The sequence below is a fragment of the Roseiarcus sp. genome (assembly GCF_052145395.1).
Classification (GTDB): Bacteria; Pseudomonadota; Alphaproteobacteria; order Rhizobiales; family Beijerinckiaceae; genus Roseiarcus.
Genome location: NZ_JBKQOT010000336.1, coordinates 1 through 17,880, shown reverse-complemented (window position 1 = coordinate 17,880; position 17,880 = coordinate 1). Strand labels below are relative to the sequence as shown.

Genomic DNA, 17,880 nt, shown 5'->3' with positions numbered 1-17,880 from the left:
AGCGCGAGATCGAGGCGGTGAGCTTGCGCAGCGCCTGGCTCATCAGGCGCGCCTGCAGGCCGGGCTGCGACTCGCCCATTTCGCCCTCGATCTCGGCGCGCGGGGTCAGCGCCGCCACCGAGTCGATAACCAGCACGTCGATCGCGCCGGAGCGCACCAGCGTGTCGGTGATCTCCAGCGCCTGCTCGCCGGTGTCGGGCTGGGAGATCAACAGGTCGTTGAGATTGACGCCGAGCTTCTTGGCGTAGACCGGATCCAGCGCGTGCTCGGCGTCGACGAAGGCGCAGACGCCGCCGCGCTTCTGGGCTTCGGCGATCACATGCAGCGTCAGCGTGGTCTTGCCCGAGGATTCCGGCCCATAGATCTCGACGACCCGCCCGCGCGGCAGCCCCCCGACGCCGAGCGCGATGTCGAGCCCGAGCGAGCCGGTTGAAACGGTTTCGATCTCGACCGCCTGCTGGTTCTTGCCCAGCCGCATGATGGAGCCTTTGCCGAAGGCGCGCTCGATCTGCGAGAGCGCTGCGTCGAGCGCCTTGGTCTTGTCCACCTGAGTCCCTTCCACCACGCGAAGAATCGGCTGGTTCATCGTTCGGGTCCTTCTCTCACGGGCGGGGTCTCATCCGCAACTGCGGTTCCGCGCCTCCCTGGCGGTATTTGTGCATGGTTTGTTCTCAAACGCAAGTTCTTTTTTTGTTCTCAGGCGGCGGTTCTTGGCCAGCGTTAACTTAGGGTTACCGATAGGTTCGCTTCGGCGAACCGCCCAAACCATGCGCGCGGGAGGCGCCGGCCGGCGCGGGAATTTTTTTCTGGTGGAATAGCGGGGGAGGCGTATTCCTTCAATCGCCCCCTCCCCGGGAAGCTCTTCCGCGCGGAACCGTCCGGCTCACCGCTTTTACCGAAGCCTGGTCGCAGCGATCCACCAGCCCGGATACTCCGCCGTGAGAGAAGCCTGCGCATCTCGCGCGGCGCCGGGCGCGTCGAAGATCGCGAAGCAGGTCGCGCCCGAGCCCGACATTCTCGCGAATTTCACCCTCGGCAGACGCCTCAGCCGGTCGAGGATGTCCCCGATCATCGGGAGGACTTTTTGCGCCGCAGGCTCCAGGTCGTTGCCGCCCAATTCCAGCGCGTCCAGGGTCGCCGTCGATACGGAATCGGGGGACGGAGCGCCGCGGTCGGGATCGCGCCCGCCCCCGCGCTCAAGGCCCAAAGCCTCGAACACCTCCCGGGTCGCGACGGCGCGTCGCGGGTTGACGAGGACGGCCTCTAGCGCCGGTATCCGAAGCGGGGGGCCGAGATGTTCGCCCGTCCCGGCCATGCTCCGCGCGTGAGCCGTGAGGCAGACCGGCACGTCCGATCCGGTCTCCAAGGCCGCTTCGCGCACGCGGTCGTCGGCCAGCGACAATCCGTTCGCCTCCGCGAGCGCCCGAAGGCATGCAGCGGCGTCGGACGAACCGCCCCCCAATCCCGCGGCGGCCGGCAGGCGCTTGACCAGCCTGAACCGACCCATGACAAGGCCGGGAAAGCGCGCCGCCAGTGCCCGCGCGGCGCGCGCAACCAGGTTTTCCGCGGACGGGCCGATCTCTGCCGCGCCCGGTCCCTCGACGGAGAGCTCAAACCCGGGGCCCGGCGCGAAGCCCAGCCAGTCGCAGACGTCGGCGAAGGCCACCACGCTCTCGAGATCGTGGAAGCCGTCGAGCCGCCGTCCGGTCACGCGCAGGGTCAGGTTCAGTTTCGCCGGGGCGCGATGCCAGCGCATGAGAGGGGAAAACCTAGAATCGTTTGCGTATGGGTTTGCTCAACGTCGATGTTTGGCGCGCGACGCCATGAGCGCGCCGACGCAAGGTCTTCGCCAAGATCGGCTGGACCTTAAGAGCGACGCGCCCTAGCCGCCGCCCGCCTTCGGCGCCGGGCTGTCCGAAGCCGGACGATCGGGGCTGGCGTCGGGCAGTCCGACGTCGATCTTCTTGAGGATCGCAGGCAGGTCTTCCGGCTCTGGCTGCATGTCGCGGGCATGGTTCCACTGGAATCGCGCCTCGATCTTGCGGTTCACTCGCCAGTAGGCGTCGCCGAGGTGGTCGTTCAGCACAGGATCGGCCGGCTTCAGGTCGACTGCCCGCTCCAGGGTCTGCGTCGCCTCGGCGTATTGTCCGAGCTTGTAATGAGCCCACCCGAGGCTGTCGACGATGTAGCCGTCGTTGGGCCGCAATTCCACGGCTCGACGCAGCATCTTGAACGCTTCGTCGAGCTTGACGCCCTGGTCGACCCAAGAATAACCCAGATAATTCAGCACAAGAGGCTGATCCGGGAACAGCTCCAACGCCGTCTTGAAGTCATCTTCGGCTTTCGGCCATTCCTTCGCGCGTTCGTAACAGATCCCGCGGAAATAAAAGAGGGTCCAATTGTCGCGATTCGGAATGCCGACTGCGGCGATCGCTTTGTCATAAGTCGCCGCCGCTTCCTTGTACTGCTTGGCTGATCGCTGCAGGCCGGCCAGCGCGCTCAGCGCGTCGATGTCGTGCGGCTGCACGGCGACGAGGGCCGCCAGGCGTTTGATCGCCTCATCGGACTGGCCGAGGCTGTCGAGCACCAGCGCCGCCTGGATCTCCGCATCTTCGTGCAGCGGGGACACCGCCGGCACGGATTCGTACGCGGCGATCGCCTGCTCGCCCTTCTTCATCTGGTCGAAGAGATTGGCCAGCGTCACGGACGTCAGATCGTCGTGGGGCCGCAGATAGAGCGACAAACGCAGATACACCAGGGCGGGCATCTCATCGCCCTCCCGGATGCCGGCCGCTCCCAGGCCATAAAGCACTTCGCCCGCGCCGTCCTTCGCGTTGCTCACCAGCGGGGCCGGCGACACGCCCGACTTGAGATCCGCCAGCGCGCGCACGACGATCGGGTGGTTCGGCGCAGCCAGGGCAAAGTCGTCGTACACCTTGATCGCCCCGTCCCGATCGCCGTGAGCGGCGAGAAAGCGCGCATAGGCGTCGGCAAACCGGAGGGCGTTCTTGTCGGCCTCGTAAGCGGCCTTCAAACGGCGTTGGGCTTCGGTCTGGTTTCCGAGCAGATCGGCGATCAGACCGGCATGGAAATCCCGAAACGCGCCGACCGCGGGATCGCGAATGCGATCGAGCGTCTCGAGGGCGTGCCGAAGATCGTTCTGGCCGGCATAGGTCCAGGCCGTGAGCAGGTTCGTCGTCACGTCGCGGGCCTGAGCGTCTCGGGAATAGAGCTCGGCGCGGGAGGAGGCATAGTCGCCCTTTTGCATAAAGCTGGCCGAAAGCGCGAGGCGCGCCAGCCGGTTGCCCGGATCGCGCGCCAGCAGGCGCTCGGCCAGCGCGCTGGCGGCCGGGACGTCGCCGTTGGACAGCGCGGCAGAGAACGCGCGGTCGATAAGATCCGCATTGCGCGGATCGATCCTCAGCGCCTCGCGATAATACGCCTCGGCGGATTCGGTGTCGCGATCCGCACTCGCGATCAACCCGGCGAGATAGTTTCCGGGCTGGCTGGCGCCGATTTCGGGCGCTCCCGGCGCGTCCCCGACAGTGGCCGCCGCCGGCGCGGGCGCGCCGCCGCCCAATGTCATCGCGGCCAGAGCGCCGACTGCAAGGGCGCAACGCAAAGATGGACTGATCACTACGGTTCTCTCTCCCGAGCATAACCCGAGGGGCGCGGCCATGGAAGCGCTATCGCCCTGTTCTCGATTCTAAGCCGAGATGCCCTCGCTTGAAAACAAGGCGAATCTTGGCCGCTCGCGCGGTCACATGTCGGGATAATCGGGTTCGCCGGCCTGGTCGACGTTTTGGAAATGTTTTGATCCGGCCTTTTGATCTCGCAGGTCTCGTCACCATGATGTGACCGCACGCACGGAGAGGCCGACCGACTCCTTCCGCCACGGCCCGTTCCGGAGGCATGATGGGCCTCAGGCGAGGGGGTCTAGCCGATCCGTTTCATCCTCAGGTCCTCGCCCTCAGGCACATGCCTTCTATGGGTTTCTCGTTCAGGCGGAAAACGATTCGGGGCGGGGCCAGGCGGCGCCACTTTTTGATTGCGGAAAAGCAGAAATATGGGTATGATCCCTTCATGCGAGCATCAGACAAAAGCGCAAGCGGATCGGCGCCGTCTTGAACGCGGCCGCATACGCGGAAAGGGGCCGCATGGCCAAAAAATGGCAGTCGGACAGCTTTTGGCGTCCAAGCGATTGAAAAGATGGAGTCGGCGCCAAAACCGCTCATTCGTGGCGGACTTCGCTTTTTGCGATGCGAACCACGATCCGCGGCTCGGACAAGTGGGTCGAGACTGCAACACTGTCGTCCCCGCGCCGGTCTTGCGAACAAAGCGCGAAACGTGATTGCGTCTGTTCGATGTCGCTTGCCCTGATTCGCGCCACCGCGCCCGTCGAGCTCAACCCCGAGCAGCAGCTCGCGGTCGAGCACGGGATCGGCGCGGCCGGGGGGTTTTCGCCGCTGCTGGTCATAGCCGGCGCCGGCTCGGGCAAGACGGCGATGCTCGCCCACCGGGTCGCGGCGCTGATCCTCGCCGGCGCCGATCCAAAGCGGATCATGCTCGCGACTTTTTCCCGTCGCGCCGCTGCGGAGCTCATCCGCCGGGTGGAGCGGCTGCTCGCCCGCCGTCTTTCTCCCGAGGCTGCTGCGGCGGCGGCGCCGGAATATTCAGGAACGTTCCACGCCATCGGCGCGCGGCTCCTGCGCGAATACGCCCCGCGGTTGGGGCTCGACCCGCAATTCACCATCCACGACCGCGAGGATTCGGCGGACCTGATGAACTGGGCGCGTCACGAGGCGGGATTGACCGAGACGAAAGACCGTTTTCCGACCAAGGCGACCTGTCTCGCGATCTATTCGCGCGTCGTCAACGCCCGCGCCAACCTCGGGGTCACGATCGGCAAGTGGTTTCCCTGGGTGGCCGCGCACGAGGAGGCTTTGCGCGCGCTGTTCGGCGCTTATGTCGAGGCGAAGCAGCGCCAGAACGTGCTGGACTACGACGATCTTCTGCTCTGGTTCGCCCAGATGCTGACCGAACCCAGCATCGCCGCCGAAATTTCCGACCGCTTCGACCACCTGCTGGTTGACGAATATCAGGACACCAATGCGCTGCAGGCGGAGATCTTGCTGGCGCTGCGCCCGCGCGGGGCGGGGCTCACCGTGGTCGGCGACGACGCGCAGTCGATCTATTCCTTCCGCGCCGCGACCGTGCGCAACATCCTCGACTTTCCAAAAAGCTTCGAACCGCCGGCGCGCGTCGTCACGCTCGACCGCAACTATCGTTCGACACAGGCGATCCTCGGCGCCGCCAACGCCGTGATCGCGCTCGCGCCCGAGCGCTTCGCCAAGGACTTGTGGACCGATCGCAAGGAGGGTTCGCCGCCCGCGCTCGTCACCGTCCCCGACGAGGCCGACCAGGCGCGTTATATCGCGGCCTGCGTGCTGCAAAACCGCGAGGCCGGCGCGACGCTGAAATCCCAGGCGGTGCTGTTCCGCGCCTCGCATCACAGCGCCGCGCTGGAGCTGGAGCTGACCCGGCGCAACATCCCGTTCGTAAAATTCGGCGGCCTGAAGTTGCTCGACGCGGCGCATGTGAAGGACACCCTGGCGCTGATGCGCTTTGCCGAGAATCCACGCGACCGTGTGGCGGGCTTCCGGGTCGCGCAACTGCTGCCGGGCATCGGTCCTAAGATCGCCGAGACGATCGTCGCCGCGGCGGCCGAGGACGACGGCTTCGACGCGATGGGGGCGCTGACGCTGCCGGCGCGCGCGCGCGCGGGCTTCGCCGCCTTCGCCGAGCTCATGCGCCGCCTCGCATCGCGCGCGGCGCCCTGGCCGGGCGAGCTTGCCGACGCCGTGGCTTGGCTCATGCCTCAGATCGAGACGCGCTACGACGACGCGACGGCGCGGATCGGCGATCTCGAGGCGCTTGAGCGCATCGCCGGCTCCTTCGCTTCGCGCGAGCGTTTCCTAAGCGAACTGACCCTCGATCCGCCCGACGCGACCAGCGACGAGGCCGGGCCGCCGCTCCGTGATGAGGACTATCTCATCCTCTCGACCATCCATTCGGCCAAGGGGCAGGAATGGCGGTCGGTGTTCGTGCTCAACTGCGTCGACGGCTGCATCCCGTCCGATCTCGCCACCGGCTCGTCCGAGGAGATCGAGGAGGAGCGCCGGCTTCTTTACGTGGCGATGACGCGGGCGAAGGATCAGCTGACGCTGACCGTGCCGCAGCGCTTCTATGTACACGGCCAGCCGAAGAACGGCGACCGCAGCGTCTTCGCCGCCCGCACCCGCTTCATCCCGCCGCCGCTTCTCAAAGATTTCGACCGCCAGACCTGGCCGGCCGCTCATCCCGCCGCTCCCGTGCGCCTCGCGTCGGAAGGGCCGCGCGTGGACCTCGCAGCGCGGATGCGGGCGATGTGGCGCTGAGGCGCTCAATTTTAGCTATCAGCCCGGCTCGCCGGATGACGCGAATTCGCCGTCTGCGATCAACGGCCTCCAATGGCCTCGACGGGCTGCAGGTCACGCGGATGGGGAAGATCCGCAAACGGAAAGGACCGAGGGCGCCCGGTCGGCAAGCGCGCCGCGATGGAAGCGACCTCGGAGCGATCGCAGTTCCGCCGCTATTGTGACTCGGGCCCGAAGGACTCTTTGGGGATTTGGGCAGCCGGGATCGTATCGTCGGGCAACCGGTTCCACACTTGGGTCTGACCTAGGAGCGGGATTCCGAGGTAACCCCGGACCGACAGCTTCTGGCCGTCGGCGCTGAGCTCCATCTGGGCATGGTAAACTTTGCCGTCCCGCGGATCGAGGATCGTCCCGTTTTCGTATTTCTCGCCATCGCGGCGCATGTCCTTGACGATGGTCAGGCCGAGCATCGGCGCGTTCTTTTGCTTGCCTTCGCATTTCGTGCAGATTGTGACGATCTTCTGCTCGCCCGGCTGCTTGAACATCTTCACGAGCCGTCCCTGATAGAGACCGTTGACCTCCGTAAAGTAGAACCAAGCGCCGACATGCCCGTCGCTGTCGGCCTGCTGCCAGAAGCCTGCGACGGTGTCGTCAGGACCGGCCGCCGCAAGCGCAGTTCCAAGTGTTGCACCGAAAAGAAGGGCGAGGGACAAGGATTTCATCGGGAGAGTCCTTGCAGGGGTCGAACGCGCCTCCCTTCCTCCGAAAAGGGACGATCTGATGAAGGACCTGTGGCAAGGCAACGACAGCCCTCCGTCGGTCCGAACCCGCACGGCGGTCATACGCCATGACTCTCAAGAACCGCGCGGCAGCGCGACGAGAGCTTCTCCCGGTGCTCCTGCAGGCACTGAAGATAGGCGGTTGAGCCATCGCTTTCGCGAACCTTGAAGCAGAATTTGCGAACGTCGGGTCGGCAAGCGGTCTGTTCCTCGGGCGTCCCGGACTGAGCCATGGCTATCGAGGAGGCGCCGATCAGCGCGGCCGACACGAGAAGAGTACGAATAGACATCATGAACTCCCTATCTGATCGCCACCAACGTTCAATGGAGCCGGAGGTTGCGCGGCCTTCCGCGGTTTCCCCATCAGGATGGGTTGGAACACGACCGCCGCGGCGAGCGTGGAAAAGAGCGAGAGCGCGAGCAGCTTTCCCATGCTCGACGTGCCGGGGTGACTGGAAAGCCAGAGGCTTCCGAAGGCCGTCGCGGTGGTGAGAGCGCTGAAGACGACGGCGCGGGTTAGCGGCGTCTGGAGCAGATGCGTCACCCCCTCGCGCCAAGCCATGATGTAATAGATCTTGAACGCGACGCCGACGCCGAGAAGCAGCGGCAGAGCGATGATGTTGGCGAAATTGAACGGCGTTCCGATCAGCGCCATGATCTCCATTGTCACGACGCCGGCTAGCGCCAGGGGAACAAGCGTCAGCAGCACGTCGCCTGGCCGGCGCAGCACGAGCCACAACAGAAGCGCGATCGAGATCAGCGCCCAGACGCCGGCTTGAATGAAGGCGGAGAGGATCATGTCGCCGGCGCTCAGCGTGGCGATGGGGGCCTTCAGTCGCGTCGGGAGCGACCGCGAGGACCGCACGGACAAAGGCGCGCATCGCTGAAATGTCATTAGGGCTGGCTTTGGGCGCGACCGACACCCTGACTTTGCCGTCGGGAGTCATCCAGCCTGCGACAAGACCCGGAGGCAGCGTCTGCTGTGTCACGGACCGCGCCTCGAGCGAGGCGTGGAGATCCGCGAGATCGGCGTCGAGCGGCCCGATGAGTGTTTGAGAGGCCTTCTCACGAAGCGCGGAGGGTCCTTGGGCCAGCTTCGTCATAAGGCCCGCCAGACGCTTCGCGGCTGCGGCGCCGATCCCGGCGCCGTCGCCCGCTACTTCCGTCAGACGCGACGCCCCCTCGTTCAGCGCATCGACGTTCCCGGTGTCCGTGGGAGGCTGTGGCGCCGCGCCCATGTCGAACGCGTCTGCAAGCTTCTGTGCGACGGCCTTGATGATCGGAACCTTCTGGTCCTGGTCCAAGGGGATGAAGGTCGCGAGCGACGTAACGCTTCCGACTTCCGGCAAAGTCTCGAACCTGGCCGCGAGCTCGCGCGCCTTGTCCAGCGAGGGCGCAACCACCTCGGCCGCATTCGCGGATGCAGAGGGGTCGCGGCTGAGCTCCCGATAGGTGGCAATCGCTTCGCTCTTGGGATCCTGAAGGTCCAAGGGATTGTAATCGAACCTCAGCCAATAGAGCGCCGGGAGTGCGCAGAGAACGACAACGGCCGTCCCGAGAAGGATCGGGCGCCGCCGCCGCGCAAGATAGTCGTCGACAGGCGCAAGGAACCCGTATCCGAGCGGCTCTGGTTCACCCGGTGGATTGACGAGCACGATCAGCGCCGGCAGGACGGTGACGCTTGTGACGAACGCGATCAGCATTCCGACGCCGGCGATGAGGCCGAGTTCGGAGACGCCGCGGTAGTCCGTCGGCAAGAAGGAGAAGAACCCGGCCGCTGTGGCCAAGGCCGCAAGGGCGAGCGGCGTCGCCACCCGCGATCCGGCCGCGCGAACCGCAGCGTTGAGGTCGCCGAGACTGTGCCTCTGGTCGCGATAACGGACGCCGAACTGAATGGCGAAGTCCACTCCGATGCCCACGAACAGAACGGCGAAATAGATTGAAATGACGTTGAAAGCGCCGACCATGAGGGCGCCTGCGGCGGCAGTCGCGGCAAGCCCGATCAGCACGTTTACGCAAAGCGCCCCTACCAGCTTCGCCGAGCGCAGCGCCAGCCAGAGGATGAGGAGAACGAGCGCGACCGTGATAACCGCATTGCGGGTCGCGTTCTCGCGAATCGACCCGAACTGATCGTCGTTGATGACGACAGGACCCGTGAGGCGGATGCTCGCCTGATCCCTGGCCGCGATTGGCGCCGCGGCCTGCCGGATCGCGTCCTCGGCCGCCTGTCCCGGCTGGAGCGACTTGAAGTCGAGAACGGGATGGACCTCGATAAACCCGCGCAGTTCGTTGCGCGAAAGCGCGCCGCCTTCGGTAAGCGCCCGCCAGGAGAAGGATGCGGGCCTCTGCTCAACAACTTGATCCAGGCTGTTGGACACGAGGGTCAACGGCTGCGTGAAATCGTCAAGCGTCAGTCGGTTGGACTGAAGCCCGAGCAGCGCGTCTTCGAGACCCGCGACCAGTCCTCTGAGGCTTCGGTCCTGCGACAGATCGTGAATCAGCGGCTCGCCCTCGCTGAGCCCCTGAGCCGTGCGCTTCAGTGCGTCGAGGGACGGATACATCAAGGCGTTCCGGGCAAAGAAATCCGCACTGCTGGCGTTGGCGACGGACTGGAACCGCGTCTTGTCGGACGCAAGCACGTCGGCGAGGTCGCGCGTGGCCGCAGCGGCGAGTTCGGGCGTCGGCGCCTCGATGACGACTTCGATCAGGTCGAACCGGCGGAAGGCCTGTTCGAAGGCGAGTTCCCGCTTGCGCCATTCGACATTGGCGGGGAGCAAGGCGTTGATGTCGGAATTCAGCCGGAACCTCGCGCCGGCGTAGATTCCGCAGCCGACGGCGATGACGACTGCCGTCAAGACAACCCCTCGCGCATGCTCGGCGCAAAATGCGACGATAGCCACCACCACCCGCGCAATCATGGGAGAGCGTCGGTCGAAGCTGGCGTCCGAGCTGCCTCGAAAGCTCGCTGCGTGGCGATCGCCGTTACCGCCCAACCGGAAGCCTCGTTCGTGTTTCCTTTTCCTCGCGCCGATTGAGACCGGCGAGCATGGTCTCGACGTGATGGGAAAAGACGTATTCCGCGGGGCGCTGACCATCGAGCGAGATTTCCGGCGCCAACGGACCGCTTGTCCGAACTCCCTGAAGCGCGATGCGCGCCGCGGCCAATGGACGCCGGAACGCGTAGTCGGCCGCCGTCGGCTCGTAGCCGCAATGGGCCATGCAATTGGCGCACTTCTCGTATCGGCCTGTGCCGTAGCTATCCCAGTCCGTGGTCTCCATGAGCTCCTTGAAGGAGCTGGCGTACCCCTCTCCGAGAAGGTAGCAGGGCTTCTGCCAGCCGAAGACGTTCCGCGTCGGCATGCCCCATGGTGTGCAGAGGAACTCCTGGTTGCCTGCGAGGAAGTCGAGGAAGAGCGGCGAATGCGAGAAGCGCCACTTCCTGCCTTTGCCCATGGCGAAGACGTTGCGGAACAGCTCTTTGGTTCTCCGCCGTGCAAGGAAGCGCTCCTGGTCGGGCGCCCGCTCATAAGCGTAGCCGGGTGAGATCGAGACATCGACTTCGAGCGCGGCGGTCAGGTCCAGGAATTCGGCGATCTGCGGCGCCGACTGGCCCTCGTAGACGGTCATGTTGACGTTGACGGCAAAGCCCTTCGCTTTGCACTTCCTGATCGCGTCGACCGCAATGTCGAACACGCCCTCTTGTGCGACCGACCTGTCGTGGACCTCTTTCAAACCATCGAGATGGATCGTGAAAAAGAGATACGGCGACGGCTCGAACAGATCGAGCTTCTTCTCGAGCAGGAGGGCGTTCGTGCAGAGCGACACGAACTTCCTCTTCTTCACGAGCCCTCTCACGATCGCGCCGATCTCGCGATGAATCAGGGGCTCTCCACCGGGAACCGCGACAACCGGCGCTCCGCATTCATCGACGGCGTCGAGGCACTCCTGGACCGACAGTCGCTGGTTGAGGATCGGATCCGGATAGTCGATCTTACCGCAGCCGGCGCAGGAAAGATTGCATCGAAACAGTGGCTCAAGCATCAGAACGAGCGGATAACGCTTCCGGCCCGCAAGCTTCTGCCTCAGGATATACGTCGCGACCTTTGCTTCCTTGAAGAATGGAATCATGCCGTGTCTCTTGGGCGGATATGCGCAGGGCGGCTCAGACTCGGGCCAGGTCCACAGGCAGCTTGAACTCGATCACCTCTTCGGGGCCGTTGAGCGTTGAGATTTCGACCGGACGGAGGCTTGCGAGATGCCGGATGACTTCGGAGACGAGTTCCTCGGGGGCTGAGGCGCCCGCGGTGACGCCGACCGCGCGGACGTCATCGATCCATTCGCGCCGGATCTCGCTGCTATCGGCGATGAGATGGCTCGGAACGCCCATTTGCTGACTGATTTCGCAAAGCCTGTTCGAATTGGAGCTGTTCTGCGCGCCGACCACCAGGACGACGTCGACCTCCCTGCACAGCTCGCGCACGGCCCATTGCCTGTTCTGCGTGGCGTAACAAATATCGCGGATATCTGGACCGACCAGATCGGGGAACCGTTGGCGCGGAGCCGCGATAATCCCTTTCGTGTCGTCGACGCTGAGCGTCGTCTGGGTGATGTATCCGACCGGCGCATCCACAGGGATGTTGAGCTTCTCGACGTCGCCTTCCTTCTGCACCAGCGCAATCGGTGCGGAGACCTGGCCAATCGTACCCTCCACCTCGGGATGACCCGCGTGGCCGATCAGCACAACTCTCCGTCCCTGCGCGACGTAGCGCTTCGCCTGATTGTGGACCTTGGTGACAAGCGGGCAAGTCGCATTGTGGACCACGAGCCCACGAGCGGCGGCCTCGGCTTCGACCCGCTTGGGAACGCCGTGAGCGCTGAAGATGGCGATCGCGCCGTTGGGGATCTCGTCGAGTTCTTCGACGAATTTTGCGCCCTTGGCCTTGAGCGTGTCGACAACGCGCCTGTTGTGAACGATCTCGTGGCGCACATAGACTGGCGCCTCGTGCTTCTGGAGCGCGCGTTCGACGATATCGATCGCGCGCACCACCCCTGCACAAAAGCCGCGCGGTTTCGCGAGCAAAACCCGGATCGGCGTTCGGCTCTCGAATGTGCGCGTGGGCGAAAAGGGAAAGCGCACGGACCGGCGAACGCGAGGCTCGCGGTTCAGCGTCTCGAATACCTTGGCCACGATTCCGTTCGCATCGAGTTTCGCCCGCGCGTACATTGCGGCGGGGTCATCCTGCTCGGTGAAGACGTCCGGCAGCACCATCGACCGCGCCTTGAGCCCGCCGTCGAGGCGTCCGTGCTCGAGCAAGAGTTGCGCGACATGCGAGCCGAAACCCCCAATTGAACCCTCTTCGATGGTAATGAGCGCCTCATGTTCATCCGCCATACCGAGAATGAGGCCGACGTCGAGAGGCTTGGCGAAGCGCGCGTCGGCCACGGTGACGGATATGCCATATCTGGCGAGTTCGTCGGCCGCTTTCCGGCATTCGGCGAGTCGCGCGCCGAGTGAAAGGAGCGCGACGTCGCGACCTTGCCGAACGATCCGTCCCTTGCCGATTCGGATCGGGCGCCCGCTCTCGGGAACAGGCGATCCGAAACCCTCGCCGCGCGGGTACCGGATTGCGCAGGGTCCGTCGTCGATGGTGACGGCAGTCGCGACCATGTGCGCGAGCTCTTCCTCGTCCGCCGCCGCCATCACGACAAACCCCGGCAGACAGGCGAGATAGGCGACGTCAAACGATCCGGCGTGTGTCGGGCCGTCCGCGCCAACGTAGCCTGCACGGTCGATTGCGAAGCGCACCGGCAGAGATTGCAGCGCGACGTCGTGGACCACCTGATCGTAGCCGCGTTGCAAAAAGGTCGAATAGATCGCGCAAAAGGGCTTGTAGCCCTCGGCGGCCAGGCCCGCGGCGAACGTGACCGCATGCTGCTCCGCGATGCCGACATCGAACATGCGCTCGGGAAAGGCTCTCCCGAAGATGTCCAGACCCGTTCCGTTCGGCATCGCCGCCGTCACGGCGACGATGCGGGGATCCTTGCGCGCCTCCTTGACCAGGGTCTCGCCGAACACCCTGGTGAAGGTCGGAGCTTTCGCCACGCTCTTGATCTGAATGCCCGTGGCGATATCGAACGTTCCGACGCTATGATAACAATCATCCGACTTTTCGGCTGGCGGATATCCCTTCCCTTTTTTCGTCACCACATGAACCAGCAGCGGCCCGGCGGCGCTGTCTCGCGCATGCTCCAGGGCCGGAACGAGCTCTTCCAGGTCATGCCCGTCGATCGGGCCGACATACTCGAACCCCAGGTCCTCAAACAGCGTTCCGATCCTTGCGGGGTCTTGCGTACGTGAGGTCCGCGTGAGCGTGGACAGATAGGCGGACATCGCGCCGACAGGAGGCGCGATAGACATCGCGTTATCGTTTAAAACGACAGTCAGGCGGCCGCCGCTGGACGCGGCGTTGTTCAAGGCTTCATTGGCCATGCCGGCCGACATGGAGCCGTCGCCGATCACCGCCACAATGTTGTGGCGCTGTCCTTCGAGATTACGCGCCGCCGCCATGCCGAGAGCGGCGGAAATCGAAGTCGCGGCGTGCGCGGCGCCGAAGGGATCGTATGCGCTCTCGCTGCGCTTGGTAAATCCGGAGAGCCCGCCCCCTGACCGGAGCGTATGCATTCTTTCGCGCCGGCCGGTCAGAATCTTATGCGGATAGGCTTGGTGCCCCACATCCCAGATCAGCTTGTCCGCCGGCGTATCGAAAACATAATGGAGCGCAACCGTTAGTTCTATGACGCCAAGGCCAGCGCCGAGATGGCCGCCCGTTTTAGAGACGAACCGAACTGTCTCGGCTCGCAATTCCTCGGCGATCGGCTTGAGGTCGGCGTGGGAACGCAACCTGAGGTCTCGAGGACTTTCGATCGTATGGAGACTCATCCGACCTCCCCGCTATCGCTGGAATCGCGAAACGCTGTCTGGAGAGAAATGTTCCACTCGATCGGCGCGGAGACCGACGGGCTCACTTGTCGAGCCGAGCTGCGCGACCCTTCCTTCATAGGACGCCGTAACGGACGAGGGCGCCGAGAACACGCAGGCGACTGGGCGCCGCGCGGCCTCTCGGCGACCCAGAGCCGCGCGCAGCCATTCTGTCGAGCATCGACCGGTAGGCGGCCGACATGAGACGCGGTGCGCGCAACTGGGAACGCGGCGTCCTGTCGAGGATCGCGTCGGAACGGACGAAATGGTCCCGCGCACGAACGGCGACTTCGGCGCAAGCGATCGAGCGTTTCGGATCGGCCGCAACTTCGTGCGGATCCGTTGTCGAGATTCGCGCCTCCGCGAGCGCTTCCCGTGGAATATAGAGGCGGCCCATGTGTGCGACCGCAACCATGCCGATCGACGACGCCTCTGTTCCGCCGAGCCGGGCAGGCTCATTGGAACCCGTCGCGAAAGTCAGCCTGAGGAAGGCGGTGATCGCTCCGACGCCAACGGCCCAAATGATCATCGCGGAAGCAACCTCGCCGGATGCAGCGGTTGAACGTAACGCAAAACAGCCGTGCATAAACGCGCGCGTTTGCGGTTTTGTTCCCTATCGTCCCGCCTCCTCAGAACGCCGGCAGTTCGCTTTTGGCGTCCGAACGCTGGCCGTTTCCCGATCGTCCGATATGCACAAGACGGACCGGCCTGCCTGGGGTCGAGGATCGATCGCCCTTCCCAACGGACAACAGTCGCAAACTGCGGAGTCCGACGAAGCCGCCCGGGATTCCTGAATGATGGCGCCCACCGTAACGGAACGATGCCGCCCAGGTCGCGAGCCTTGCTGGCCGATGGATTGTTGTCACCGGCTGAGGTGTTGGGTCAAGCCTTCTTCGAATGCTTTGCGCGTGCTCCTTCGCGCGCGAGGCGTAGCCTGGACAACCGGCAGGTGACGCCGTGGACCTCGCCCGGGCCCGGCCAACATCGTTCGCGGCCGGGAGCGGCGCGTTAACGGGACCAAGTCCGGCAAAGCGCCCCGACATATTCGAAGAAGGGGCGCGTGACCCGCGAGACACAAGGAACCTGGGACCGGCTCGAGCGTTCTGGCGTCGGCCGCTGTTGCGCGCTTTGTATTAGGCCAGCCTCGTCGCGGGGCTGGTTGGCCAGGACGAGTGGACAGGAGCGGCATTGAATAGGCTTGATTCAAGTGATTTTTCAAGTGATTCAAACGCCCAACCCGCCAACCCGCAAAGCAGGCGGCTGAGCGTCGCGCTCGATCTGGAGCGCCTCGCGCTCATTCCCTTCAAAGCGCCAGCGGCGACGGTTTTCGCTGCGGTCGTGATCGCAGTGCTGGCGATTGTGGGAATTCAAAAAATCCGGGTCGACGATTCGCTCAGCCAACTGTTTCGGTCAGACGATCCTGCTTACCAGCAGTTCGAAAAGGTTTCACGCGACTTCCCGTCGAGCGAATACGACATCCTGATCGTCGTGTCCGGGAAATCATTGCTTCAGCGCGAATCGGTCGAGAAGCTGCGCGACTTTGTCACCGATGTGCAGCTGACCGAGGGCGCGCGCGGCGCTCTCTCCATGTTTTCGGCGCGCTTGCCCGCTTCAAAAGGCGGGTTGCCGGCGCCCCTCTTTCCCGACCCCCTTCCGCAGGGGGTCGACTACCATCAGCTTATCAACCGCGTGAAGGCGAACGAGATTATCCGAGGCAAGCTGCTTTCGGAGGATGGGGCGCTCGCGGTCATCATCCTCTCGCTCGACCCGTCCGTCGTCGACGGCGGCAAGCTCGACGGGGTCGTTAAAGACGTCCGTCAAACCGCGGACGAGAACCTGCAAGGACCGGGCTCGTCGCGGAGTTGACGGGCGTGCCAGTCATGCAGCTCGAAATCCGCCACGCCCTCAAGCGCGATCGGATCCTCTACAACGCCATCGGTTTTGCGCTTGGATGCATGATCGCGGGACTGTTCTTCCGGCGGCTGTCGCTCATGATCGTCGCGGCGGCGCCGCCTCTCATCGCGATTGTGTTCGCGCTCGGCGCGCTGGGGTGGCTGGGCTTCCGCCTCAACATGTTCCTCAACGTGATGACGCCGCTCGTTATGGTGATCAGCTTTTCCGACAGCATGCAGCTGACCTTTGCGGCGCGCGATCAACTCATGGCGGGCAGGGACAAGCGTACCGCCTTTCGCAATGCGATTCTCATCGTCGGGCCCGCTTGCGTCCTGACCCACGCTGCCGCTGGTCTCTCCCTTCTCGGACTCCTCAGCTCCTCGAGCGATCTCATACGCGGCTTCGGCATCGCTGGCTTTCTCGCCACCGCCATCGCGCTCATCACCGTGCTTTCCTTGGCTCCGACGCTGGGCGTTCTGCTGGTTCGCGACGAGTCTCGCCTAGCGGCGACTTTAAGGACCACCGATTCGGGAGTAACCGTTCTCCGTCGCTTCTGCGACTGGCTTGCCCGGCGCATGGTCAGCCGTCCGGTCCTTTTTACCGTTGTGGACCTCGTGGTCGTCGCCGGCCTCGCCATCGCCTATTCAGGCCTCAAGGCAAGCTACCGCCTCGCCGACCAGGTTCCAGACCAAGAGCAGGCGGTGGCGGCAAGCGGCCGACTCGACTCGGAAATCAGCGGGTCGAACCCAGTCCAGGTGCTGATAACAATTCCTCCGGGGTTGGGGCTTTACACGCCGCAGACGGTCGCAGCGATCGCGGACGTCCATAGGGTTCTGGAGAGCCAGCCCGGGGTCGGGAACGTCTGGTCGCTCGAGTCCCTTCGGCGCTGGCTTTCTACGCAAATTGGGCTCAATGGAGCCGACGCGCTCAAACAATACGTCGATGAGCTTCCGCTGTTTCTCGTTCAACGCTTCATCGCGAAGGACGAGCGCTCCGTTGTCGTCTTCGCCCTCGTGCCTGACAAGAGCCTGACGCAACTCGTGCCGATCGTCGATCAAATCGGGGCGCGACTCAACGCGGTGCGCAAGGCGAATCCCGGCTACGGGATAACCGTGACCGGACTCTCCGTCATTGCTGCGCGCAACAGCGCCAACATGATCGATAAGCTGAACAGGGCGCTGACGATTGAGTTCGCCTTTATCGCCGCTTTCATTGGCCTTGCGTTCCGCTCGGCCCGCATCGGACTCGCGTGCCTACCGTCCGGGATCTTCCCCGTCGTGGCCGGGGGCGCGCTGTTGAGGCTCTTCGGCTACGGCCTGCAGTTCTCCGGCGTCATAGCGCTTTTCGTCTCGTTCGGCCTGGGGTTGAGCGCGACCATTCATTTTCTCAACCGCATGACGCAGGAAAGGCGAGCCGACCAGGATCCGGCGATCGCGGTCGAACAGGCGACGGTGCTCATGGGGCCCGCGCTTATCCTCACAACGCTCGTGCTGGCGTGCGGGCTCGCGGCGCTCGTCTTTTCCAATCTCCCGCCGCTTCGGCTGTTCGGCTGGCTGGGGGCGCTCGCGATCCTCGCGGCCCTCGTCTCCGACCTCCTGATCCTGCGGCCGGTCGTCACCTTCCTTCTGCAACTCGGCCGACGCGGGAGGAAACTGAAGAAGGCCCCGGTCTAGCCGGCAAAAACAATCCTGATTACGTGGCAACGTCAGCCAGTTTTAACAATCGGTAAGGCATCGGGGCGGTCGTCAGCGCAACGATTGCGAGGCGGGGGATCATGGTTTTGAGATCATATCGGCGATTGAAACGATATTCG

Annotated in this window: 9 protein-coding genes and 2 pseudogenes; 2 read left to right on the top strand and 9 right to left on the bottom strand. The window is 64.4% G+C overall.

Features of this window, described 5'->3' with window-relative positions:
* From recA to ACLP25_RS11405, 3 genes are all read right to left on the bottom strand, one after another.
* Positions 1 to 586, bottom strand: a 586-nt coding sequence (recA, locus tag ACLP25_RS11415; protein ID WP_442469313.1) for a recombinase RecA, incomplete at its 3' end; no start/stop codon positions are given.
* Positions 587 to 892: 306 nt separating this feature from the next.
* Entirely contained in the window at positions 893 to 1,756 is an 864-nt protein-coding gene (locus ACLP25_RS11410) for a 4-(cytidine 5'-diphospho)-2-C-methyl-D-erythritol kinase (RefSeq protein WP_442469312.1), read from the bottom strand.
* 126 nt (positions 1,757 to 1,882) lie between these two features.
* A complete protein-coding gene (locus ACLP25_RS11405) occupies positions 1,883 to 3,637 on the bottom strand; it encodes a tetratricopeptide repeat protein (RefSeq protein WP_442469311.1) in 1,755 nt (584 codons plus the stop codon).
* A 727-nt stretch (positions 3,638 to 4,364) separates the two neighbouring features.
* Here ACLP25_RS11405 and ACLP25_RS11400 point away from each other — a divergent pair.
* Positions 4,365 to 6,437: an ATP-dependent helicase gene (locus ACLP25_RS11400; protein WP_442469310.1), complete on the top strand. Its 2,073-nt coding sequence runs from the start codon at positions 4,365 to 4,367 to the stop codon at positions 6,435 to 6,437.
* 194 nt (positions 6,438 to 6,631) lie between these two features.
* Here the strand turns inward: ACLP25_RS11400 and ACLP25_RS11395 are convergent, their stop codons facing one another.
* From ACLP25_RS11395 to ACLP25_RS11375, 5 genes are all read right to left on the bottom strand, one after another.
* The gene (locus ACLP25_RS11395) at positions 6,632 to 7,138 is read right to left on the bottom strand and encodes a DUF2147 domain-containing protein (protein ID WP_442469309.1); all 507 of its coding nucleotides are present in this window, start codon (positions 7,136 to 7,138) and stop codon (positions 6,632 to 6,634) included.
* A 116-nt stretch (positions 7,139 to 7,254) separates the two neighbouring features.
* Positions 7,255 to 10,050, bottom strand: a complete 2,796-nt coding sequence (locus ACLP25_RS11390; RefSeq protein ID WP_442469308.1) for an MMPL family transporter — start codon at positions 10,048 to 10,050, stop codon at positions 7,255 to 7,257.
* 127 nt (positions 10,051 to 10,177) lie between these two features.
* Entirely contained in the window at positions 10,178 to 11,323 is a 1,146-nt protein-coding gene (gene hpnH / locus ACLP25_RS11385; protein WP_442469307.1) for an adenosyl-hopene transferase HpnH, read from the bottom strand.
* 34 nt (positions 11,324 to 11,357) lie between these two features.
* The gene (dxs, locus tag ACLP25_RS11380; protein WP_442469306.1) at positions 11,358 to 14,135 is read right to left on the bottom strand and encodes a 1-deoxy-D-xylulose-5-phosphate synthase; all 2,778 of its coding nucleotides are present in this window, start codon (positions 14,133 to 14,135) and stop codon (positions 11,358 to 11,360) included.
* A 115-nt stretch (positions 14,136 to 14,250) separates the two neighbouring features.
* Positions 14,251 to 14,703, bottom strand: a complete 453-nt coding sequence (locus ACLP25_RS11375; protein WP_442469305.1) for a squalene/phytoene synthase family protein — start codon at positions 14,701 to 14,703, stop codon at positions 14,251 to 14,253.
* Positions 14,704 to 15,434: 731 nt separating this feature from the next.
* On the opposite strand from ACLP25_RS11375, the pseudogene ACLP25_RS11370 reads away from it, so the two are divergent.
* Positions 15,435 to 17,740, top strand: a pseudogene (locus tag ACLP25_RS11370) (efflux RND transporter permease subunit).
* Positions 17,741 to 17,759: 19 nt separating this feature from the next.
* On the opposite strand, the pseudogene ACLP25_RS11365 reads toward ACLP25_RS11370, so the two are convergent.
* A pseudogene (locus tag ACLP25_RS11365) lies at positions 17,760 to 17,880 on the bottom strand (IS1595 family transposase); the annotation flags it as partial.